The organism is Microbispora sp. H10830, assembly GCF_014161375.1.
GTDB classification, from domain to species: Bacteria; Actinomycetota; Actinomycetes; order Streptosporangiales; family Streptosporangiaceae; genus Microbispora; species Microbispora catharanthi.
In genome coordinates this window covers 342,705-364,536 of sequence record NZ_JABBWX010000006.1, presented here as the reverse complement: position 1 = coordinate 364,536, position 21,832 = coordinate 342,705, and the positions used below count along the sequence as shown (strand labels likewise).

Genomic DNA, 21,832 nt, shown 5'->3' with positions numbered 1-21,832 from the left:
CATTTCCGACAGTCACCGGGAATGTCGCACTCGGGCACTCCATCCTTCGAGGAGGACCTCAATGCCCAAATTCCGGAACGTCATCACCGGTCTGGCGGTCAGCACGGTAATGGCCGGCGGCGCGCTCGCCCTGAGCGCCACCGCGGCTCACGCAGCCACCCCTGGCACCCCGACGATCAGCAGCAACTGGGGCCACGGCTCGGGCCACTGCGGGCGTCGCGGACGCGGCTGCCGTAACACGGCCGTCAACCGCAACGACTTCCGCTTCTTCAAGTTCAAGAAGGAGAAGAAGGTCAATCGGAACACCGCGGCCTTCGCATCCGGTGACGCCGTCGTCGACATCGACGGCGACGACGACGACTGACACTGACGGGTGACACCCAGTCGTACGGGGCCGTCGGCGCGAAGCCGCGGTGTCCGGGCCCGCCCTGATCACGCCTCCGCCACCTCCGTGGCGATCGGGCGGCGGTGAACGGGCGGCCGAGAGCCTACGGCCCTGTACGGATCGCCCACTTCCATACCGTGAAGAACGCCCCGGCGGCAATGCCCGCCGGGGCTCCTCTGAAGAGATTCTGAACAGACCTGGCAGGCTCAGGCGGAGCGGCGGGTCTTCCGCTTCTTCGGCGCCTTCTCCTCCGTGTCCGCGCCGTCCGACGCGGCCTTCCTGGCGGCGGCACCGGAGGAGGCGGCGGCCTTGGCCTTGGCGGCTCCGCCGGGCGACTTGGCCGCGGCGGGACCCTGGCGCTCCCGCTTGGCCGCCTCGACACTGGCCCGCAGCGCGGCCATGAGGTCGACGGCCGGCCCGGCCTCGGCGGGGGCCTCGGGGGCGACGACCTCCTTGCCCGCCACCTTGGCCTCGATGACCTCCTGCAGCGCCTCCCGGTAGGCGTCCTTGTACTCCGCGGGATCGAAGTCCGCCACCATCGTGTCGATCAGGGACTCGGCCATCTTCAGTTCCTGGGGCCGTACGTCGACGTCCTCCTCCAGGAACCCGAAGTCGGCCTCGCGGATCTCGTCGGGCCAGAGCATGGTCTCCAGCACGAAGACGCCGTCACGGACCCGGAGCGCGGCCAGCGACTCGCGCTGCCGCAGGGCGACCTTCACGACCGCCACCTGTCCCGACCGCTCCAGGGCGTCCCGCAACAGCACGTACGGCTTGGCGCCCTGCCCGTCCGGCTCCAGGTAGTAGGACTTGGCGAAGTAGATGGGGTCGATCTGGTCCGCGGGGGTGAACTGCAGCACGTCGATCCTGCGGGAGGAGGTCAGCGGCAGGTCGGCGAAGTCCTCGTCGGTCAGCACGACCATCTCTCCGGTCGCGAGCTCGTACCCCTTGGCGATGTCGGCGTAGGGCACCTCTTCGCCGTCGACCGAGCAGACCCTCTTGTATTTGATCCTTCCGCCGTCCTCCCGGTGCACCTGGTGGAACGCGACGTCCTTCTGTTCGGTCGCCGAGTAGAGCTTTACCGGGATGGTGACAAGACCGAACGAGATCGCGCCTTTCCAGATGCTGCGCATAGCCACATTCTCGTCTCTGTGTTCGAACAACGCTATGGTGGGATTCAAGGGAGTTACCTCATGGGCAGGTACCCACTATGGCGGTGCCGTATCCGATCGAGCCGATGCTTGCCATTCCAGGAGAAATCCCCTCCGACCCCGGGGCGTACGCGCTGGAGGTGAAGTGGGACGGCATCCGGGCGCTCGCGTACGTCGACGGCGGCGTGCGGGTCACCGGACGGCACGGCGCCGACTTCACCTCCCGCTATCCCGAGATCTCCGCCGCCATGGCCCCGCTGGCCGGGCGCAGGGCGGTCGTCGACGGCGAGGTGGTGGCCTTCGACGCCGAGGGCCGGCCCAGCTTCGCCCGGCTGCAAAGACGCATGCACATCACCGATCCCGCCGGGGCCCACCTGCTCGGCCGGCTGCCGGTCTCCTACCTGCCCTTCGACCTGCTCCATCTCGACGGGCACACGCTGCTCGACCTGCCGTACCTGGACCGGCGGGCGCTGCTCGACTCGCTCGGCCTGGGCGCGCCGCCGTACCTCCCCTGCGAACCGGCGGTGCTGGAGGCGACCAGGCGACAGGGACTGGAGGGCGTGGTCGCCAAGCGCCTCGACTCGCCGTACCGGCCGGGCCGCAGGGCCGAATGGTGGATCAAGGTCAAGAACCTGCGCACCGCCGAGGTGGTGGTCGGCGGCTGGCGGCCGGGCAAGGGCCGCCGCGCGGGCGGCGTCGGCTCGCTCCTGCTCGGCATGTACGCCGGGGTCTCCCCGGCCCGGTTCCTCTTCGTCGGCCACGTGGGCACCGGGTTCACCGACGCGATGCTCGGCGACATCCTCCGCCTGATTGAGCCGCTCGAGATCGGGCAGAGCCCCTTCTCTGACGGGCTTCCGAGGGAGATCTCACGGAACGCCCGGTGGGTCAGGCCCGAAGTGGTCGGCGAGGTGGCGTTCACGATGTGGACGCGGGACGGCGGTAAGCGCGACGGGCGGCTGCGCACACCCGTGTGGCGGGGCGTGCGCGCCGACAAGATCCCCGCGGAGGTGCGGCGGGAGGAGCATCGATGACGGATAAGGTGCGGGTGAAGGTGGAGGGCCGCCTGCTTGTCCTGACCAATCTGGACAAGGTTCTCTACCCCGACGCCGCGTTCACCAAGGCCGAGGTGATCGACTACTACACCCGGATCGCGCCGGTCCTGCTGCCGCACCTGAAGGGGCGCCCGCTCACGGTCAAGCGTTATCCGAACGGCGTCGACGGCCAGTTCTTCTTCGAGAAGAACGTCCCCGAGCACACGCCCGACTGGGTCCGTACGGTGACACTGCCCGCGCCGGGCAGCACCAAGAACCGCGAGGAGATCGATTTCGCGGTCGTGGAGGACCTGCCGACCCTGGTCTACTACGCCAACCTGGCCGCCCTGGAGATCCACGTGCCCATGTGGCGGGTGGCCAAGGACGGCGAGCCGCAGCCGCCCGACACCCTCGTCTTCGACCTCGATCCCGGCGCCCCCGCCACCATCGTCGACTGCTGCCGGGTCGCCGTCCTGCTGCGCCGGGCTCTGGCCGACGACGGCCTGGACAGCCACGCCAAGACCAGCGGCCAGAAGGGCATGCAGCTCTACGTCCCCTGGGACCGGGGCCCGGGCACCTCCGACTACGCCAAGGCGCTCGCCCGTCGGATGCAGGCCGAGCATCCGTTCGTGACGAGCGTGATGGCGAAGAAGGAGCGGCCGGGCAAGGTCTTCATCGACTGGAGCCAGAACAACCCGGCCAAGACGACGGTGGCGCCCTACTCGCTGCGCGCCGCCGGGCGGCCGACCGCGTCCACTCCCCTGCTGTGGGAGGAGGTCGAGGCGTGCGACAGCCCGGACCGGCTGGTGTTCACCGCACCTGACGTGCTGCAGCGCGTGGCGCAACACGGCGACCTGTTCGTACCCCTCACCGCTTAGCCCGGCCGCCACCCTGGCCGTAGTGTTGGACCTGTCGCAGCCGACCTTCGAACGGAAGGACAAGCAGATGCCCGAGATGGACCCCCTCGACGAGGTGGTCGAGGAGATCTCGATCGAGGCGCCGGAGGCCGACGCGGTCGAGCAGCACCAGCTCGTCAAGGTCGCCGACGACAGGCGCTGGCCCGAGCGTGTTCCGTTCGACGCCGACCCGGCCGACGTGGCCGAGCAGGAGCGTACGGTCGACCTCGACGACGACGACTATCGCTGATCCGGATTACCGACACGTAGGATGAGGCCTCGGGGCGGGAGCCCCCGATGCGCATCTTGCAAGGAGACTGCCGTGACCGCTACCCCGGACGCCAAGCCCCGGGGCACCCGGCTACCCCGGATGGCCCGCCGCCGCCAGTTGCTGAGCGCGGCACAGGAAGTGTTCGTGGAGAACGGCTACCACGCGGCGGCGATGGACGAGATCGCCGAGCGGGCCGGTGTGAGCAAGCCGGTGCTCTACCAGCACTTCCCGGGCAAGCTGGAGCTGTACCTCGCGCTGCTCGATCTGCACGTCGACGACATGGTGACCCGATGCCGCCAGGCGCTCGAGTCCACCACCGACAACAAGCAGCGGGTGCAGGCCGCCATCGGCGCCTTCTTCGACTTCGTCTCCAGCCAGGGCGAGGCGTTCCGGCTCGTCTTCGAGTCCGATCTGCGCAACGTCGCGCCCGTACGGCAGCGGATGGAGCGTTCGCTGCACGAGAGCGCCGAGGCGATCAGCCGGGTGATCCAGGAGGACACCGGCTGCTCCAGTGACGAGGCGCACCTGCTCGGCGTGGGCCTGGTCGGCATGGCCGAGGTGAGCGCGCGCTACTGGCTGAGCAGCCACGGCTCGATCCCCAAGGAGGCGGCGACCCAGCTCATGGCGCGCCTGGCCTGGCGCGGCATCAGCGGTTTCCCGCGCACCGGCTGACCGGAATCATGTTCGCTTCACGCGATCACGGGGCTGACCGCTCCCCGAGGCGACGACGATGGGTAGGGAACAGCCCTCGCGAAAGGGGAGCCCGATGGAAATAAAGATCGGTGTGCAGTCGGTGCACCGTGAGCTCGTCGTGGAGACCGACCTGTCGGCCGAGGAGATCGAGGAGGAGCTCCGCAAGGCGCTCGCCTCCGACAAGGGTGTCTTCTCACTCACCGACACCAAGGGCCGCCGAGTGGTCGTCCCCGTGGAATCGCTCGGCTTCGTCGAGATCGGCGAGGACCAGTCGCGCCCCGTCGGCTTCGGCGGGACGCTCTAAAGCGCCTCCGTCATCGCCACCGGCCGACCGGCGGCGCGCGCCCACCACGCGCGCCGTCCCGGCGGCTGACCGTGATCGGCGCGGGTCAGGAGCGTCCGTAACCGCATCCGCGGGGGCGGCGGGTCAGATCCGCGTGATGGGGATCCCGCCTCCCGCTGATCGTCGGACAGCCCGCGCTTCCTCTCCGCAACACCGCACGCGGAGTCCAGGTGTTCGGCCCACATCTCGTCAAGGAAGTGCCGTAGCGGCGCGAGGCCCTCATGCTCGCACCGTACATCCGTTTGGCACGTGCGCGACCCATGAACGCCGGACCGGCCGGCGCCCGGGGCGGGCCTCCGGCCCTCCCGATCACCACCGTTTCACGATTCGGGCCAGGTCAGCGGGGATCGAGGGCGCGGAGCGCCGCATCGACCACCCCGCGCCAAGCCATGAAGATCACGGGCCGGGAGTGAGGCCGAGGGCGGCCATCCGCTTGCCGTGCTCCTCGGTCAGCCTGGCGAACATCCGCCCGACCTCCGCCAGGTTCTCGCCCTCCTCACCCACCAGCAGGGCGGCGAGCTGCGGCCGGACGGCGGCGAGCCGCTGCCCCTGGCTCAGCGCCTCGCCGACCATGCGGCGCGCCCACAGCGCGAGACGGCCGCACAGCCGCGGGTCGGCGTCCAGCGCGGCGCGCACCCGCTCCACCGCGAACTCCCCACGGCTCTCGTCGGTCAGCACCTCGTCCACCAGGGCGCTGATCGAGGGAGTGGTGTGGCGCGCCGCCTCGCGGTAGAAGTCGCCCGCGATCCCCACGCCGACGTACGCCTTGATGAGCGCCTCGTGCCAGTCCTTCGGCCTGGTCTGGGCGTGCCAGGCGTCGATCGCCTCCGTGAAGGGGGCCATGGCCTCCTCCGGATCGACGCCGAGCGAGGCCAGCCGGTCGCGCAGCACCCGGAAGTGCCCGTACTCGGTCGCGGCCACGTCCCCGAGGGCGGCCCTGTCGTTCAGCGTCGGAGCCAGCAGGGCGGCGTCCTCGGCCAGCCGGAGGAAGGCGGTGAGCTCGGCGTACGCGAGGACACCGAGCAGGTCCACAGTCCCGGGAGAGGAATCACTCATGGGTGCAGCGTACGGCTCCCGGGCTCCCCCGCCGGCGCCCCGCTCGTCACCCGCTTCACGGCGGCTTCCCGTCCGGCACAGCAAGAGCTTTTAGCGAGAAGACGCAGAAATCGGTTCCGTGTTGTGGTATCGAGTAGACTGCTTCGTGGAAGTGCGACCGCACTGTGTGGATCAGTACTGTGTCGATCACCGTATCGATCCCTGTGTCGATCCGGGGCCATCCCCGGACCCCCAGGAACCACTGGATGCCGCGGTCGCTGATTCACGACGAGGGCGCGACTGTCCGCGAGGACCCGGACCGGGGAGGCTCTGCCGGCCGGCTGTCCCGGAGGGCCGCCTTCGCACTGATTGAGGCAGGCCACGCTGACAACGACGTTCCGAGACCTGGGAGTCATCCCGGAGATCGCTGATGCGCTCGAGACCGAGGGCATCACTTCACCATTCCCGATTCAGGAGATGGCGCTCCCGCTGGCGCTGGCCGGCCAGGACGTCATCGGACAGGCGCGCACCGGCACCGGCAAGACCTATGCCTTCGGCGTCGCCATGCTCCAGCTCGTCGGCAAACCGAGGAAGAACCGCAAGAAGCCCCGCGGCCTGGTCCTCGTGCCGACCCGCGAGCTGGCCCTTCAGGTGACCGAGGACCTGGTCCTCGCCGCCGGGAAGCTGGGCTCGCGCATCCTCACCGTGTACGGCGGGCGCGCGTACGAGCCGCAGATCGAGGCGCTCAAGAACGGCGTCGACGTGATCGTCGGAACGCCCGGGCGGCTGCTCGACCTGGTCAAGCAGAAGCACCTCGACCTCAGCCAGATCACCATGCTCGTCCTCGACGAGGCCGACCGCATGCTGGATCTCGGCTTCCTTCCGGACATCGAGCGGATCATCAAGCTGGTGCCCGAGAAGCGGCAGACCATGCTGTTCTCGGCGACCATGCCCGGCGAGATCGTGAACCTCGCCCGCCGTTACCTCACCCAGCCGACCCGGGTCCGGGCGGAGAGCGGCACGGCCGAGGCCGAGACGACCACGCTGACGACGCAGCACGTCTACCGCACGCACCGCATGGACAAGATCGAGATCCTGGCCCGCCTGCTGCAGAGCAGGGGCGCCGGGCTCACGATGGTCTTCTGCGAGACCAAGCGGGCCTGCGACATGGTCGCCGAGCAGCTCAAGGACAAGGGCTTCGCGGTGGCGGCCGTCCACGGCGACCTCGGCCAGGGCCAGCGCGAGCAGGCGCTGCGGGCGTTCCGCAGCGGCAAGATCAACGTGCTGGTGGCCACCGACGTCGCGGCGCGCGGCATCGACATCGACGACGTCACCCATGTCGTCAACTACGACTGCCCGCAGGACGAGAAGGCCTACGTCCACCGGATCGGCCGTACGGGCCGGGCGGGCCGCACGGGCGTCGCCGTGACCTTCGTCGAGTGGACCGAGCTGGCCCGCTGGAAGGTCATCAACAACGCCCTCTCGCTGGACTTCAGTGAGCCCGTCGAGACCTATTCGAGCTCCCCGCATCTGTACGGCGACCTCGACATCCCCGAGGGGACCAAGGGCGTGCTGCCGCGCGCCCAGCGCTCCCGGGCGGGCCTGGAGGCCGAGGAGATCGAGGACCTCGGAGAGACCGGGCGCACCCGCTCCCGCGGCAAGTCCGGTCGCGGCGATCGGGAGGAGCGCCGCGAGCGCCCCGCCCGCACCCGCGAGCGGCGGCGGACCCGTGGGGGCCGCTTCCAGGACGCCGAGGCGCCCTCGGGGGAGACCGAGGCGCCGGCTCCGCTGGAGGCTCCCGTGGAGACTCCTGCCGAGGCCACTGTGAATGCCACTGTGAATGCCGATGTGGAGACCGCTGGGGAGGCCGCGCCGGGGCGCCGTGGGCGCAGGGGCGCGAACGCGGCGGCCCTGACCGGCGCGCTGGCCGACGTCGGGGCCGTACGGCCCGGCAAGGACGGCCCTTTGGACAGCGCGGTCGACGGCGCGGTGGAGCACGCCGAAGCCGGTGACGGGCCGGAGCCGGAGGCGGCGACCACCCGCAGGACCACCCGCCGCAGGACCCGCGCCGCCGACCCGGCGCCCGCGGTCGAGGAGCAGGTGGAGGAACGCCCGGCCCGGCGCCGCAGGACCCGCGCCGCCGACACCGCCGGCCAGGTACTTCCGGTGGAGGAGCCGGCCGTGGAAGCGCCCGCGAGCGAGGTCGCCGACGAGCCCGCCGAGCGGCCGGCCCCGCGGCCGGAGCCGGAGCGGATCACCCCGGCCAGTCCGTTCATGATTGTGTTCAAGTCTCCCGACCTCGCGACCGATGACGACGATCCCGCGCCGTCCGCCGCGAGCGAGCGCGCCCAGCAGCGACGCCGCCCGCCCCGGCCGCGTCCCCGCCGTACGGGGTGAGGGGCCGGCACAGGCCCGCTCGGCGATGAGCACGACCGCAGGGGCAGGGAGGGCACCGGACAACCGGCGCTCTCCCTGCCCCCGTTCTTTGAGGGCCGCTTCGCCCCGCAGTGGGTATGACCTGGACAGGAGGCATGCGCAATGACCGTCCGAAACCCTCGTAGTCCCTTCGGCAGTGTCGCCGGGATCTTCTCTGGGTATCGTGATGCCACGTGAGTGAGCGAGCCTTCAGCAGACGGTCCAGGACGTGGGGCCGGTCCGGCCCATCGGTTCCCGGGATCCGGGGTGAGGTGGAGGAGGCCTCGTGAGCACGCCACGGTTCCTGACCCTTCCTCCGGGTGTCAGCAGTGAGCAGATCGAGACGCCGCTGGGCTCGTTCGCGGCACTCGAAGCGCTTCCGTCCAGCGGTGTCCCCGAACGCTGGCCCGCCCTTCTCGTCCCCGGTTTCACGGGGTCAAAGGAGGACTTCATCGCCGTGCTGCAGACCCTCGCGCAGGCCGGCCGCAGGGTGATCGCGGTCGACATGCGCGGGCAGTACGAGACGCCGGGCCCGGACGATCCGTCGGCGTACTCGTGCGCGGCACTCGGCGCGGACATCGACGCGATCGCCGCGGCGGTCGGTCAGGGCGAGCCCGTCCACCTGCTGGGACACTCCTTCGGCGGGCTGGTCGCCCGGGAGACGGCGCTGAACGGCGCCAAGCTCGCGTCGCTCACACTCATGAGCTCGGGGCCCGCGGGCATCGTCGGGCCGCGGGAGCGGATGGGCCGGATGATGCTGGCCGAGCTTCCGGAGTACGGCCTCGACTACATGTGGTCGAACAGGATGGAGCCCGAGGCGCTGGCGGCGGGCGTCCCCGACGACATCGTCGCGTTCCTGCGCAAGCGGCTGCTCGCCAACCACCCCACCGGTCTCGTGGCGATGGCGCACGAGGTCCTGGGCGCTCCCGACCGCTGCGCGGAGCTGGCCGGGTGCGGGCTCGACCTCCTGGTCCTGTACGGCGAGCACGACGACGGCTGGCCGCCGCTGCTGCAGGCCGAGATGGCCCGCAGGCTCGACGCGGAGTGCGTCGTGGTGCCCGGGGCGCTCCACTCGCCGGCCGTCGAGGCGCCCGAGACCACCGCGGCGGCCCTGACCCGATTCTGGAACGCGGCGGAGAGCCGGCTGCTCCAGCACCAGCACGGATGACCCGGTCGCCATGCCCGCGAAGAGCGGCCTGACCGCTCAACCTCCGGAGTCCGCGACGTGGCTGGTCCACGTCGACCGGAGCATGTGGGTGGGCGGCGTACGCGGCCTGATGCTGCAGGCCCTGCATCCGCTGGCGATGCGGGGCGTGTGGCAGAACTCCAACTTCCGGGACGACCCCTTCGGCCGGCTGCGCCGTACGGCGGACTTCGTGGGCCGCGTGACGTACGGCAGCCCCGAGGAGGCCGAGGAGATCGGCAGGCGGGTGCGCGCGATCCACCGGACCCTGCGCATCCGCGACCCCGACACGGGCAGGACCCACCGGGTGGACGAGCCCGAGCTGCTGCTGTGGGTCCACTGCGCGGAGGTGATGTCCTACCTGGAGGTCGTCCGCCGTGCGGGCGTCCCGATCAGCGACCGGCAGGCCGACCAATACCTCGCGGAGCAGCGGCGCAGCGCCATGTACGTCGGTCTCCACGCGGACGACGTGCCCGGCTCGGTCGGCGAGATGAACGACTACTTCGCCCGGATGCGGCCGGTCCTGCGGGTCATCCCCGAGTCGGCCGCCGCCGTGCGGTTCCTGCTCTGGCCGCGCCTGCCGGAGAACATGCGCTTCCTGTCCCCGGCCAAGCCGGTCTACTTCCCGTTCGGCGCGCTGTGCTACTACACGCTGCCCGACTGGGCCCGCCGCCTGTACGGCGCGCTTCCCGAGGTGCCTCAGATCGCGGTCACGGCGGCGTTGCGGGCCTTCCGGCTGACCATGAACACGATCCCCGACTTCGTGCACCAGCAGGTGCTGGACGAGGGCACCAGAGCGATGCTGCGGGCCTCGCGCGAACGCCTGGGCGCCGCCGGATACGACGTCGGCAAGGGCCTCAGGGCGCTGGTCGATCCTCGCCGCCATCCCGGCCCTGCGCGGAGCTGAGGCCGGGAGAGCCGGGCGTCTCGGCCAGACCGTCCCAGGGGAGCCGGTCGGGCGAGGCGGCCCGCCCCTCGGGGCAGTGGCGGCGGAAGTCGCACCAGGAGCAGATGGGGCCCGGTTCTGGCGGGAACAGCCGATCGATCTCGGGCGGCACCGCGAGCGCCCCCGCGCCCTCCTCCCGTCTCGGTGCGGGAACGGCGCCCTTCGTGGGTCCGGCCCATTCGCGGTAGGCGTCGTCGGCGTCGGCCGCCTCCGTCGCGATGTCCTCGGCCCGGCGCAGGTGCCGGGCGAGCGACTCGTCGGTGTGCTCCCACTCCGCGACCGTCCCGGTGGGCAGGTGGTGCAGCTCCACCCGGCGGCAGGCCCGGCGCATCATGCGGGACGAGGCGATCGCGTAGACGGCCAGCGCGATCGACGAACGGGCGTCGTCGGAAGTCAGCGGGCGGCGGCCGGTCTTGTAGTCGACCACGACCAGTTCGTCACCGCGCCGGTCGAGCCGGTCCACGCGTCCCGAGACGGCGATGACCGACGTACGCGTGGCGACCGTGCGCTCGACGCCCACCGGCTCGTCACCGGGGTCGAGCGTGGCGACGTAGCCGGAGACCATCTCGCGGGCCCGGTCCCGCCACACGGCCGACTGCTCCTCGTCCCTGAACCCCTCGCGGATCCAGCCGTTGGTCAGCAGCACGGCCGCCATCACCGGCGTACGCCGGTCGTACGGCTCCCGCCACCACGCGGCCAGCGCGTTGTGGACGGAGGCCCCCACGCTGTTGTGCGCCCACGGGGGCCCCTTCTGCGGAGCGGGCCGGTCGAGGTAGGTGAAGCGGTAGCGGCGCCTGCAGTCGAGCCAGGTGTTCAGGCGCGACGGCGTGCAGGTGTAGAGCCGCCTCGGCATGCCGTCGAGGCCGAGCTGCTCCACGGCCCTACTCGTCGAGGTTCAGCTTGATGCCGGACGCCCCGGTGCCGTCCACGAGGGGCGGCGCCGCCTCGGCCTCCTGGGCGCCGGTCAGCGACCCCGACAGCCAGCGGTCGAACTCCGGCTCCAGGTCGCCGATCCTGCCCTCCTCGCCGTGCGCGGGCAGCACCCTCGTCTCGTGCGGCAGCGTGAACAGCCTCTCGCCGATCGAGGTGAGCTGGTCGGCGAGCGCGGGGTACTCCCCGCCGAGCTTGCCGGGGCCGTCCATGAGCAGGGTCTTGCCGGTGAAGACCGCGCCGAGGCCCTCGCAGTAGAGCGAGACGCCCCCCGGCGTGACGCCCGGCGTGGAGAGCACCTCCAGCTCGACGTCGGCCACGGAGAACAGCCCCTCGTCCTCCATGTCGATGTCGGGCCAGGTCTCCTCCCAGGTCTGCCGCCAGAGGCGCTTGTCCTTGGGGTGGACGGCGATCACGGCCTCGTCCCTGGCCGCCACCTCGATCGCGGCGCCCACGTGGTCGGGCAGGCCGTGGGTGCAGATGACGGCGAGGACCTCGCGGTCGCCGACCTTCTCCAGGATCTTGTCGGCGTCCCGCGCCGGGTCGATGACGATCACCTCGTCGTCGTCGCCCACGATCCAGGTGTTGTTCTCGACCTTGTGCTCGTCGCCTTCGATGTCCACCAGGCCCGAGGTCACCACTCGTTCGATACGCGCTGTCACGGCTCAGAACCTTACTATCCCTCGCGCTTCGGACCCGCCCTACTAGAGATCCCCGTCGAGGCGCGGCGAGAAGGCGCCGAAGGGCAGGTCGAGCGCCTGGTCCTGGTCCCGCAGGTCACGCAGCGACAGGTTGGCCAGCGCGATGAAGCAGCCGGCCTCGACGGGCCAGGCGACCGTCCACAGCCAGTTGCCGAGGGCCTCGCCCACGTAGACGGCCCGGTCTTCCGGCACCCCCCGCCCCGCGCACCACAGCGCCGTCGGATGACCACGTGCGTCGATCTTGGCGTGCGGGGGACCGGCGTCGAAGCCCGCCCCGGGGTCCGGGCCCGGCAGCCCGGCGTACGCGGCGCCGAGACCGATACCGGGTTCCTCTGCGATGAGCAGCATGTCGGCGGGACCGTGGGTGACCGACGGGCCGGAGAGGGCGACGACGCTCGCCCTCGTGCCTGAGCGCTCGTCACCCACCTCGCCGAAGCCCGTCACCAGCCATCCGGAGGGCAGCGGCCACGGGAGCCAGACGGGCACCCTGGCCGCCTCGCACAAGGCCTCCAGAGCGGCCTGAGAGGGCCGCCGGGGCGGCTGGAAGGGCAGGACGTCCCCGTGGGCGGCGCATCGCCAGGAACTCGACCAGACGTTCGGTTCGTGTAGCGGCCCGAAGCACCGCGGACATGTTGGCGCGGTTCTCACAAATATTCACGGTGCGTCCGTGACGTCCGTACGTCAAGAGTCTGCCCGTTATCTAGTCGTAATCTTGGTGATGTGCGGTGCATCCGATGTGTGGGCGCGATCGTCTCCGACGCCGAGGGGCGTCTGCTGCTGGTGCGGCGGGGCCGCCCTCCCGGAGAGGGGCTGTGGTCGCTGCCCGGCGGCAGGGTCGAGCCCGGCGAGACCGACGAGCAGGCGCTGCGCCGCGAGCTGCGCGAGGAGACCGGCCTCGACATCACCGTCGTGCGGCTCGCCGGGACCGTGCTGCGGCCCGCCCCCGGCGGCGCAACCTTCGAGATCCACGACTACGTGGCGACCGCCTCGGGCGTGCCGGTCGCCGGGGACGACGCCGCCGACGCGCGCTGGTGCGCGCCGTCCGACCTCCTACGGCTCCCGCTGACCGACGGCCTCGCCGACGCCCTCGCCGAATGGGGGGTCATCTCCGGGATCACCGCTCCGTGACCGTGCTGCGCCATATCGTCAAGTGATCGTCGGCATATCCGGCGGCGTAGCCGGCCGACCTGCCGATGGCCACGACGCGGTCGCCGGAGACCGCCACCGCCCCGAGCCACTGCGCCCCCTGGCCGCCGAGGCCGTCCTGGGTGAGCGTCTGGCGCGACCAGTCCACGCCGTCCTCGGACACCCAGGCGGCGCTGTCGGCCTCGCCGCCCTCCGCCGGCGACTGATGCGACCCGACCGCGACCAGTCCCCGCCCGGTCGCGGTCAGGTCGAGGACCGAGGCGGCGGCGTCGGCGGGCAGCGTGCCGTACTCCCAGCTCGCGCCGTCGTCGGTGGACAGCGCGGAGAACGGGCGGGGACCGTCCTCGGTCATCGCGGTGCCGGCGGCCACCACGCCGGCCTCGGTCGCGACCACGTGGCGCAGCCCGGCCGAGGTGGTGTCCGGCGGCAGGACCCGGCCGCGTGCGTTCCAGTTGAGCCCGTCGGTGGAGACCCAGACCACCCCGGTCTCACGGTCGGCGGTGCCCGACCCGCCGACCGCCATGAACCCGTCGGGCGTCGCCGTGACGTCGTAGAGGCGCACCCCCGCCCCTCCGGCCGGCATGCTGCCCGGCGCGGAACGGGTGAACCGCTTGAGGTCGGGGCTGAACCACAGGGCGGGCAGCGTCCCTGTGGCGGACCTGTCCTCCCCCGCCAGGACGTAGCCCTTCGGCCCGGCGGCCACCATGCTGGGCGCGAGCAGGAAGTGGCCCGCGGGCACCTCGATCGCGGGACCGGGCCGCCAGTTCTTCCCGTCGGCCGAGGTGACCAGCAGCGGCCGGGTCACCGCCGGGTCGGTCGTCGTGCTGCCGGCGGCGAGCCATCCCCTCGGGCCGTGCGCCACGCCGCTGAGCGCCTGGCGCCCCGGTCCGCCCAGCAGGTCGGGGAACGCCGCGTCCTTCCAGTTGGCTCCGTTGTTGCCGCTCGTCCAGATCGCGGCGTCGCCGTTGGCCGCGCCCACGGCCACGAACGTGCCGCCGGAGGCGGCCACGTCGGCGGTGTCCCTGGCGAGCCGGTTGAGCCCGGCGATCTCCTTGAGCGGCACGGTGTGCGCCGCCTCGCCCTTCCCCGCGGTGATCAGCACAGGAAGATTCTCCACGTCGCCGGGCCCGCGCTTGTCGCCGCCCGCCACGAGCACCCCGGCGTCGGTGATGGCCAGCCCGCGCAGCGTCCCTGGGATCCCGCCGAGGTCGGCGCTCCTGGTCCACTTGCGCCCGTCCTGGCTGGTGTAGACGGCATACCGTTCCCAGGCCGACTCGGCCACCGCCGCGACGCCCGCCGCCGACGCGGCCAGGCCGCGCACGCCCGTCCCCTCGGCGCCGAGCGGCCCTATCGTGCCGCACTGGGTCCAGTCGGCGCCTTCGGGCGAGCAGTAGACGCGGACCTCGCCGCCGTCCGACTTCTGCCGGGTGGGCACGAGCACGAAGCCCTTCTTGGTCACGGCCAGCGCGCCGGGCTCGGGCCGTACGTCCGCCAGGGCCGCGGCCGTGCGCAACCAGGTGCGGCCGCCGTCGTCGGAGCGCAGGACGACCGAGATGGAGTCGCCGGAGCCCGGATCGGCGAGCGCCACCACCCGATCGCCCCGGGCGGCCACCGCCCGCATCGCCCTGACCTTGTCGGGGGTGCCGATCTGGTCGGTGTCCACCCTCGTCCAGCCGACGCCGTCGGGTGACACCCAGGCGACCGGCCCCGCCGTGCCGTCACGCAGGGTCGTGGCGCCGACGGCGAGGAAGCCGGTCGCGGTCCGCGCCACGTCGGTGATCCTGTCCTGGCTCCAGAACGCGGTCAGCCGGGCGGGGTCCACTGCAGTCCAGGACCGGCCGTCGGAGGAGACCCACATGCCGCGCGCGGCCGGGCCGGCGGAGCCGGGTGCGTCGGTTCCGACGGCGAGCCAGCGGCCGTCGCCTCCCGCGACCCTGCCGACCGCCCCGGGCGCGGACTCGTACCCCGGGGCGTCGGCGACCCGGCCCGTCTGCCAGTGCGCGCCGCCGTCGGCGGACACGAGGAACAGCGGCCGGGCGAGCGGGCTCGTCGTGTCGCTGCCCGCCGCGACCACCGTCGCGCCTGCCGCGGCGAACGCGGTGAGCACCTGACTGGAGCCGTTGCCCGGCAGCCCGGGCGCCGAGAACGCCGCGTCGCCCGACTGGCCGTCGCCGGCGGCGAGGCGCAGCCCGGCCGTGGACGGGCCGCCCGCCCACCTGACGACGGCCACGCCCAGCACGGCGGCCGCGACGAGGACCACGGCGATCACCGCCGGAGCGACCATCCGGGGGAGGCGCGGAGGGAACCGCCGGACCGGCAGCACCCGCCTGTGGCGGCGTCCGCCGCTCCCCCGGGGCGGGCCGACGGCCACGAGCATGTCGGGACGGGCCGGGCGGCCCCCCGGCGGACGCCCGATGCGCTCGACCGGCTCGACCGGCTCGACCCGCGGGTGGTCGTGCTCGGGCTCGACCGGGATCTCGGGGCTCATGCGGATGCCCGAGGGCTCTGCCAGGCCGTGACGGGAGGCGGGCTCGGGCGGCGTGTGCGCCCACACGTGCTTCCCCCGCTCACCGTGCTCACCGTGCTCACCGTGCTCACCGGGATCGTGCTCGCCGGGGTCGTGCTCGCGCAGCGGTCCCGATGCGGAGGTGTCGATTTCGGGGGCGCCGGGCCCGTCCGGGTTCTCGCGGGGGATCTGGGCACGCCGCCTCCGGGGCGGACCCGAGGCGACCAGCTTGTCCGGCCGGTTCACGATCCGGCGGCGCCGGCCCTCCTCCTGCGCCGTGGACTCCTGGGCCGTGGACTCCTGCGCTGTGGACTCCTGCGCCGTCTCCCCCGCCGACCTGGCACCCTCGCCGTGCCAGGTCGTGGGGGCGTCCGCGCGGCCGGGCGGGCCGGTCGCGCCGGCGTCGCCGGGCTCGCCGGGGTCTTCGGGACTTCGTCCGCCGGAGCGGCTGTGCCGCGGTTCACCCGTCCCTGACGGCCCCGCTCCGTACGGTGCCGCGTACGGCCTGCGGCCGGTCCTGGGCCCGCGGTCGCGCCGTGCTTCCGGCTCCGGCCCGTCGCCCGCGTCCGATCCCGGGCGCGGGGCCCAGATGCCGCCGCGTAAGTCCGGGTCGCGTAAGTCCGGGTCGCCGATCTTGCGGTACGGCCGGGTGTCCTCGTCGTCCCCCGGCTCGCCCGCGTCATCCTGGGCCGCGTCCTCGGGAATCGGGGCCGCGAACGGAGGCAGCGCCCACGGGGACGGGCCGGGCGGCCGGTGATGCAACTCCGGCGGGGGCACGGAGGAGGGCTCGCCGGCGTCGCGCCGTCGGTCGCGCTCGTGGGGGCCTGAGGCCACGCTCAGTACCTCCTCCCCGGAGAGGTCAATCCGGACCGTTCCACCTGTCGTACGGCAAAGCGATCACAGTGATACCCCATCACGAATCCAGAGCAACACGGGAAGAGCGTGGGGACCATACCTCTCTAGTGAGATTTATCGGGAGAGAGTCTGAATTGCCCACTTTCGGGCGATTATCAGCACGCCGATGCCGAAAACCGCGAACTGGACGGCCGATCCGATCAGCGCCTCCCAGGGCACCTCGCCCTGTTCCATCGCGCTTCCCATGTCCCCCGAGGCCGCGACGACTCCGAACGCCACGATGTTGTTGGTCGCGTGCAGGGCGATCGGCGCCTCCAGCCCGCCGGTGCGGACCGCCAGCCACCCCATGAGCATGCCGAACGCGAAGACGTAGACGATTCCCCAGCCCGTGTAGCCGTGCGAGGCGGCGAAGGCCGCCGCGCCCACCAGGATCGCCGGCCACGGATTGCGCAGGTACGCCCCGAACCCCTGGATGATCCACCCGCGGTAGGCGTACTCCTCGGCCGCCGACTGGAACGGCACCAGCAGCAGGATCACGATGATGGCCGGGAGGAACTCCTCCCAGCCCGCCCAGCGGAATCCGGGATCCACCCCTGCGGACATCAGCGTCCCCGCCTCGACCGCCTGACCGAGCACGACCGCCACCAGCGCGACCAGCAGGCAGGCCCCCAGCCATCGCCACCGCAGCCGGAGGGCCACCGACGACAGCGACCCCGGCGGCCTTCGCTGGAACAGCCACGCCGCGCCGAGCACCAGCGGCAGCAACAGCGCGATGACCCCCAGCTGGAACCCGAGGTCGAGGACGGGATCGGCGAACAGCCGGGCCCCCGTCCGCACCATGGGCACGCCGGTGACCAGCGAGACCACGAAGGCCACCAGGCCGACGGCGATCGAGAGCGCCAGGAAGGCCACGATGATCGCCGCCGTGCCGAGGATCGGCCGCCACCAGCGGTGCAACGGCGTACGGGCCAGGCGGTCGTATCGCGTGCCGGGTGGAGCCGGGACGTCCCAGCGGGTACGCGGGGGCGGCCCCCACGCATACGGCCCCGGATAGGACCACTGCGGCTGGGCCGCAGGGTGTGGCGGCGGCGGCTGCGGCAGCGGCTGCGGCGGACCGGCCGGCCAGGCGGTCCCGCCCGCGTACGGCCCGGGCGACAGGTAGGGACCTGGCAGCTGGTTCGGGCCGGCGGCCTGATCCGGGCCCGGCTGTGGTTCGTTCATATGTCCATTCTTCGCGTGCCGCGGGTGATCAGCTGGGCGGGGTGAAGGAGCCGGACCGGGGAAGGCCGGCGGCGCGGCCCTTGGCCGCCACCACCAGGGCCATCTTCCGCGACGCCTCGTCGATCATCTCGTTGCCCAGCATGACCGCGCCCCGCTTCTCGACCGTCGTGTAGTACTCGTACGCGTCGAGGATGAGCTCGGCGTGGTCGTAGTCCTCCTGCGACGGCGAGAACACCTCGTTGGCCGCCTCCACCTGCGACGGGTGGAGCACCCACTTGCCGTCGAACCCGAGGGCGGCCGACCGCATGGCCACCCGGCGGAAGCCGTCCAGGTCGCGGATCTGCAGGTATGGCCCGTCGATCGCCTGGAGGCCGTGCGCGCGGGCGGCCATCAAAATGCGCATGAGGATGTAGTGGTAGGCGTCCCCCTCGCCGTACCCGGGGGGCTGCTCGCCCACGACGAGCGTCCGCATGCCGATCGAGGCCATGAAGTCCGCCGGGCCGAAGACCAGCGTCTCCAGCCGGGGCGAGGAGGCGGCGATGTCGTCCACGTTGACGAGGCCCCGGGCGTCCTCGATCTGCGCCTCGATGCCGATGCCGCCCTCGGGCAGGCCGGTGGCCCGCTCGATCTGGCCGAGAAGGGTGTCGAGCCAGGCCACGTGGGAGGCGTCCCCGACCTTCGGCAGCATGAGGCAGTCGAGCCGGTCGCCGGCGCCTTCGACGACCTCGATGACGTCCCGGTAGGTCCAGCGGGTGGTGAGGTCGTTGACCCGGACGACGACCGTCTTCCCCGTCCAGTCGCCCTCCCTGAGCGCGGCGACGACGTTGCGGCGCGCCTCGTCCTTCGCGCCGGGGGCGACGGAGTCCTCCAGGTCGAGGAAGACCTCGTCGGCGGCCAGGCCCTGCGCCTTGTCCAGGAAACGCGGGTTGCTGCCCGGCACCGCCAGGCACGAACGTCGAGCGCGCATGGGCACACCGTAGCGCGGTCAATAGGCTGGGAGGCATGAACCTCCCGGTGATCGAAGAGGGCGCGAAGAAGTCCAACGTGCTCTGGCTCGGCCTGCCGTCCGGGACCCGGCTGGCCTGGCACGTGTGGCACGACGGCGCGGTCTACGTGGTGGCCGGCGGGGAGGAGCAGTCCCTCCCCGGGCTGGCCGAGGTCGCGGCCGGGCGGGGCGAGATCGAGGTCGTGCTGCGCAGCAAGGACAACGGCGCCGAACTCGTCCGTTTCCCCGCGGTCGCCGAGGTGGTGGACCACGCGGCCGCCCCCGAGGCCGTGGCCGCGCTGGCCAAGGAACGTCTGAACGCCCGCGACACCGCCGGTCTGACCGCCCGCTGGGCCGAGGAATCCACCGTCGTACGGCTCACGCCTCGAACCTGAACCTCACACGCGCACAGTCTCGGTCACCTCGACGCTGTGGTGCTCTGAGCCGAGCCGTACGGTCGCGGTCTGGGCCAGCAGGGCCCCGGCGAGCACGATCACGCCTCCGGCGATCTGGGCGGCGCCCAGCCGCTCGCCGAGCAGCACCCAGGCGACCACCGCCCCCGCGATGACCTCCACCGAGGCGACCGTCGCCCCGACCGCGGCCGACAGCCGCCGCACGGCCGTGACCCCGGTCGCGTACGCGACCACGGTGGCCACCACGACCAGCACCACGCCGGCCGCGGCGACCGGCACCGTGTGACCGGAGACCTCGACGGCGCGGCTGAACGCCGGCCAGTCGATGTTCCAGGGCCGGGAGAGGGGCAGCAGGACCACCGCCGAGCCGAGCATGCCCCAGCCGATCAGGCCGAGCGTGTCCACGTCGTCCCCGAACGAATCGCTCATCAGGAAATATCCGGCGCAGCAGGCGGCGGCGACCAGGGCGAGCAGCAGCCCGAGCGCGTCGAGGCGCAGCCCCTCCCAGACCTGCACGACGATCGCCAGCCCGACGACCGCGATCAGCGCCCCCAGGTAGGCCGAGCGCGGCAGCCGTAGCCGCCGGACGAACCGCACCCACAGGACCACCATCACCGGAGAGGTGTACTCGATCAGGAGCGCCACACCGACCGGCAGCCGGGTGATGGCCACGAAATACAGGGCCTGCACGGCGGCCACGGCGATCACGGCGTACGCCGCGAAGAACAGCAGGCGGTCGCGGGGGATGCGCAGCGCGCGCGGCCTGACGGCGGCCAGGACCGCCAGCAGGAGCACGCCGGCCCCCGCCATGCGGACCCACACGGCCTCCAGCGGCGTGAGTCCCGCCATGCCGAGGATCTTCGCCATCGGTCCGGAGAACCCGAAGCAGAAGGCCGAGACGCCCGCGATCGCCAGGCTGACAGCCCTCATCGTCACCTGCCCATGTAATTACCAATAAACGGCTTTGATCCTGTCATAACCCGGAGCGGTCCGCATCCTTGCGTAACCTGACAGAGTGGATCGGATCTTCGTGGCTCGCCTGGCGGGGCTGGCGGTCTTCGACCCGGCCGGCGACCAGATCGGCCGGATCCGGGACGTCGTCGTCTCGCTGCGGGGACCGCTGCTCCCCCGGGTCCACGGCTTCGTCGTCGAGGTCCAGCCACGCCGCCGGGTCTTCCTGCCGATCACCAGGATCACCAGCATCGAGGCCCGCGCCCTCATCTTCACCGGCAAGCTCAACATGCGCAGGTTCGAGTGCCGGGACGCCGAGACCCTGGCCATCGGGGAGATGCTCGACCGCACCGTCGAGTACAAGGGCGACCGGGTGACCGTGCAGGACCTGGCCATGGAGCAGCCGCGGCCGTCCGACTGGCTCATCACGAAGGTCGCGGTGCGCCGCGGGACGCGGCGCAGGGGCGAGACGCTGATCGTCGACTGGGACGAGGTCACCGGCTTCGCGGGCATCCAGAAGGATCAGGGCGCGGCCAACCTGCTCGCCGTCTTCGAGGCGCTGCGCCCCGCCGACCTGGCGAACATGCTGCACGAGCTGCCCACCAAGCGGATGGCCGAGGTCGCCGCCGCCCTGGACGACGACCGGCTCGCCGACGTGCTGGAGGAGCTGCCCGAGCGCGACCAGGTGCTCGTGCTGAGCCGGCTGCACCGGGAGCGTGCCGCCGACGTGCTGGAGGAGATGAGTCCGGACGACGCCGCCGACCTGCTGCAGGAACTGCCCGCAGAGCAGGCCGAGGGGCTGCTGCGGCTCATGGTGCCGGAGGAGGCCGCGCCGGTCCGGCGGCTGCTGACCTACGGCGAGTTCACCGCCGGCGGCATGATGACGACCGAGCCGGTCATCCTCCCGCCGACCTCGACCGTGGCCGAGGCCCTCGCGCACATCCGTCAGGAGGAGCGGTCCCCCGCCATCGCCGCCCAGGTGTACGTGACCCGCCCGCCGAGCGAGACGCCGACCGGGCGCTTCCTGGGGGTGGCGCATTTCCAGCGACTGCTCAGGGAGCCGCCGTCGACGCTGCTCGGCAGCGTGATAGACATCACGGTGGACCCGATCAGGCCCGAGTTCACGGTGCACGAGGTGGCGTCGTACCTCGCGACGTACAACCTGGTCGCGGTCCCCGTCGTGGACGAGCTGAGCCGGTTGCTCGGCGCGGTGACCGTCGACGACGTGCTCGACCACATGCTGCCGGAGGACTGGCGGGAACGCCCATGACAGAACGCCTCGACCAGCCGCGCGAACTGACCTACCGCCTGCGGCTCTACTACGACCCCGAGGCGTTCGGCGAGTTCTCGGAACGGTTCGCGCGGTTCCTCGGCACGGCGCGGTTCATCGTCTACATGACCGTGTTCGTCGGGGTGTGGCTGCTGTGGAACGTGTTCGCGCCGTACAAGTTCGATCCCTATCCGTTCATCTTCCTGACCCTGATGCTCTCCCTCCAGGCGTCGTACGCCGCGCCGCTGATCCTGCTGGCGCAGAACCGGCAGGCCGACCGCGACCGCATCCAGTACGAGCAGGACAGGATGACGGCCGATCGCAACCAGGCGGAGATCGAGTACCTCACCCGGGAGATCGCCGCCCTGCGCATGGCGGTCGGCGAGGTGGCCACACGCGACTACATCCGCTCCGAGCTCCAGCGTCTGCAGGAGGAGCTGAGCGAGTCCGGGGCTAGATCACGTGGGGCGGGTTCGGAGGATTCCCGCTGAGTCCATAGCATGGATTC

At 71.9% G+C, this 21,832-nt stretch carries 22 protein-coding genes; 13 read left to right on the top strand and 9 right to left on the bottom strand.

Annotation, left to right across the window (positions count from 1 at the left end):
- The first annotated feature begins 61 nt into the window (after positions 1-61).
- Entirely contained in the window at positions 62-364 is a 303-nt protein-coding gene (locus HHX35_RS18450) for a hypothetical protein (protein WP_182900011.1), read from the top strand.
- A 227-nt stretch (positions 365-591) separates the two neighbouring features.
- Here the strand turns inward: HHX35_RS18450 and HHX35_RS18445 are convergent, their stop codons facing one another.
- Entirely contained in the window at positions 592-1,515 is a 924-nt protein-coding gene (locus tag HHX35_RS18445) for a Ku protein (protein WP_182900010.1), read from the bottom strand.
- Positions 1,516-1,619: 104 nt separating this feature from the next.
- On the opposite strand from HHX35_RS18445, the gene ligD (HHX35_RS18440) reads away from it, so the two are divergent.
- From ligD (HHX35_RS18440) to HHX35_RS18420, 5 genes are all read left to right on the top strand, one after another.
- Positions 1,620-2,564, top strand: coding sequence for a non-homologous end-joining DNA ligase (ligD, locus tag HHX35_RS18440; protein ID WP_259405151.1), 945 nt, complete (start codon positions 1,620-1,622; stop codon positions 2,562-2,564).
- Positions 2,561-3,442, top strand: a complete 882-nt coding sequence (gene ligD / locus HHX35_RS18435) for a non-homologous end-joining DNA ligase (RefSeq protein ID WP_182900008.1) — start codon at positions 2,561-2,563, stop codon at positions 3,440-3,442. The genes ligD (HHX35_RS18440) and ligD (HHX35_RS18435) overlap by 4 nt, the downstream gene beginning before the upstream one ends.
- Before the next feature lie 22 nt (positions 3,443-3,464).
- Positions 3,465-3,710, top strand: a complete 246-nt coding sequence (locus HHX35_RS18430) for a hypothetical protein (RefSeq protein WP_239108895.1) — start codon at positions 3,465-3,467, stop codon at positions 3,708-3,710.
- A gap of 72 nt (positions 3,711-3,782) precedes the next feature.
- Positions 3,783-4,403, top strand: coding sequence for a TetR/AcrR family transcriptional regulator (locus HHX35_RS18425; protein ID WP_030507436.1), 621 nt, complete (start codon positions 3,783-3,785; stop codon positions 4,401-4,403).
- A gap of 94 nt (positions 4,404-4,497) precedes the next feature.
- Positions 4,498-4,728, top strand: a complete 231-nt coding sequence (locus tag HHX35_RS18420; RefSeq protein ID WP_182900007.1) for a DUF3107 domain-containing protein — start codon at positions 4,498-4,500, stop codon at positions 4,726-4,728.
- A 435-nt stretch (positions 4,729-5,163) separates the two neighbouring features.
- On the opposite strand, the gene HHX35_RS18415 is transcribed toward HHX35_RS18420, so the two are convergent.
- A complete protein-coding gene (locus tag HHX35_RS18415) occupies positions 5,164-5,823 on the bottom strand; it encodes a ferritin-like fold-containing protein (protein WP_182900006.1) in 660 nt (219 codons plus the stop codon).
- A 456-nt stretch (positions 5,824-6,279) separates the two neighbouring features.
- On the opposite strand from HHX35_RS18415, the gene HHX35_RS18410 reads away from it, so the two are divergent.
- The 3 genes from HHX35_RS18410 (at position 6,280) to HHX35_RS18400 (ending at position 10,307) form a co-directional block, all read left to right on the top strand.
- Positions 6,280-8,199, top strand: a complete 1,920-nt coding sequence (locus HHX35_RS18410) for a DEAD/DEAH box helicase (RefSeq protein WP_220505558.1) — start codon at positions 6,280-6,282, stop codon at positions 8,197-8,199.
- A gap of 304 nt (positions 8,200-8,503) precedes the next feature.
- On the top strand, positions 8,504-9,385 hold the full coding sequence (locus HHX35_RS18405; RefSeq protein ID WP_182900004.1) for an alpha/beta fold hydrolase: 882 nt from the start codon (positions 8,504-8,506) through the stop codon (positions 9,383-9,385).
- A gap of 10 nt (positions 9,386-9,395) precedes the next feature.
- Complete coding sequence (locus tag HHX35_RS18400; RefSeq protein ID WP_182900003.1) at positions 9,396-10,307, top strand: oxygenase MpaB family protein; 912 nt, start codon at positions 9,396-9,398, stop codon at positions 10,305-10,307.
- Here the strand turns inward: HHX35_RS18400 and HHX35_RS18395 are convergent.
- From HHX35_RS18395 to HHX35_RS18385, 3 genes are read right to left on the bottom strand one after another with little or no spacing between them, the layout of a single operon-like run.
- The gene (locus tag HHX35_RS18395) at positions 10,258-11,223 is read right to left on the bottom strand and encodes a PD-(D/E)XK nuclease family protein (protein WP_182900002.1); all 966 of its coding nucleotides are present in this window, start codon (positions 11,221-11,223) and stop codon (positions 10,258-10,260) included. The two genes, HHX35_RS18400 and HHX35_RS18395, sit on opposite strands and share 50 nt — an antisense overlap.
- A gap of 4 nt (positions 11,224-11,227) precedes the next feature.
- A complete protein-coding gene (locus tag HHX35_RS18390; RefSeq protein ID WP_182900001.1) occupies positions 11,228-11,938 on the bottom strand; it encodes an MBL fold metallo-hydrolase in 711 nt (236 codons plus the stop codon).
- A 42-nt stretch (positions 11,939-11,980) separates the two neighbouring features.
- Positions 11,981-12,625 (bottom strand): DUF6758 family protein, encoded by a 645-nt coding sequence (locus tag HHX35_RS18385; protein ID WP_182900000.1) that lies wholly within the window; start codon positions 12,623-12,625, stop codon positions 11,981-11,983.
- A 72-nt stretch (positions 12,626-12,697) separates the two neighbouring features.
- On the opposite strand from HHX35_RS18385, the gene HHX35_RS18380 reads away from it, so the two are divergent.
- Positions 12,698-13,105 (top strand): NUDIX hydrolase, encoded by a 408-nt coding sequence (locus HHX35_RS18380; RefSeq protein WP_182899999.1) that lies wholly within the window; start codon positions 12,698-12,700, stop codon positions 13,103-13,105.
- On the opposite strand, the gene HHX35_RS18375 is transcribed toward HHX35_RS18380, so the two are convergent.
- The 3 genes from HHX35_RS18375 to HHX35_RS18365 all read right to left on the bottom strand — a co-directional run bounded on the left by HHX35_RS18375 (position 13,092) and on the right by HHX35_RS18365 (position 18,672).
- Complete coding sequence (locus HHX35_RS18375; RefSeq protein WP_182899998.1) at positions 13,092-16,463, bottom strand: hypothetical protein; 3,372 nt, start codon at positions 16,461-16,463, stop codon at positions 13,092-13,094. The two genes, HHX35_RS18380 and HHX35_RS18375, sit on opposite strands and share 14 nt — an antisense overlap.
- Before the next feature lie 135 nt (positions 16,464-16,598).
- Positions 16,599-17,705 carry a CPBP family intramembrane glutamic endopeptidase gene (locus tag HHX35_RS18370; RefSeq protein ID WP_182899997.1) on the bottom strand — a complete coding sequence of 369 codons (1,107 nt, stop codon included), beginning with the start codon at positions 17,703-17,705 and terminating at the stop codon, positions 16,599-16,601.
- Between the two features lie 28 nt (positions 17,706-17,733).
- A complete protein-coding gene (locus tag HHX35_RS18365) occupies positions 17,734-18,672 on the bottom strand; it encodes a CoA ester lyase (protein WP_182899996.1) in 939 nt (312 codons plus the stop codon).
- Positions 18,673-18,707: 35 nt separating this feature from the next.
- Between HHX35_RS18365 and HHX35_RS18360 the strand changes: the two genes are divergently transcribed.
- Positions 18,708-19,085 carry a hypothetical protein gene (locus HHX35_RS18360; protein WP_182899995.1) on the top strand — a complete coding sequence of 126 codons (378 nt, stop codon included), beginning with the start codon at positions 18,708-18,710 and terminating at the stop codon, positions 19,083-19,085.
- 3 nt (positions 19,086-19,088) lie between these two features.
- Here the strand turns inward: HHX35_RS18360 and HHX35_RS18355 are convergent, their stop codons facing one another.
- Complete coding sequence (locus HHX35_RS18355) at positions 19,089-20,033, bottom strand: EamA family transporter (protein ID WP_182899994.1); 945 nt, start codon at positions 20,031-20,033, stop codon at positions 19,089-19,091.
- A gap of 85 nt (positions 20,034-20,118) precedes the next feature.
- On the opposite strand from HHX35_RS18355, the gene HHX35_RS18350 reads away from it, so the two are divergent.
- A complete protein-coding gene (locus HHX35_RS18350; RefSeq protein WP_182899993.1) occupies positions 20,119-21,324 on the top strand; it encodes a magnesium transporter MgtE N-terminal domain-containing protein in 1,206 nt (401 codons plus the stop codon).
- Positions 21,321-21,815: a DUF1003 domain-containing protein gene (locus tag HHX35_RS18345; protein ID WP_182899992.1), complete on the top strand. Its 495-nt coding sequence runs from the start codon at positions 21,321-21,323 to the stop codon at positions 21,813-21,815. Before HHX35_RS18350 ends, HHX35_RS18345 begins: the two co-directional genes overlap by 4 nt.
- The last annotated feature ends 17 nt before the right edge of the window (positions 21,816-21,832 follow it).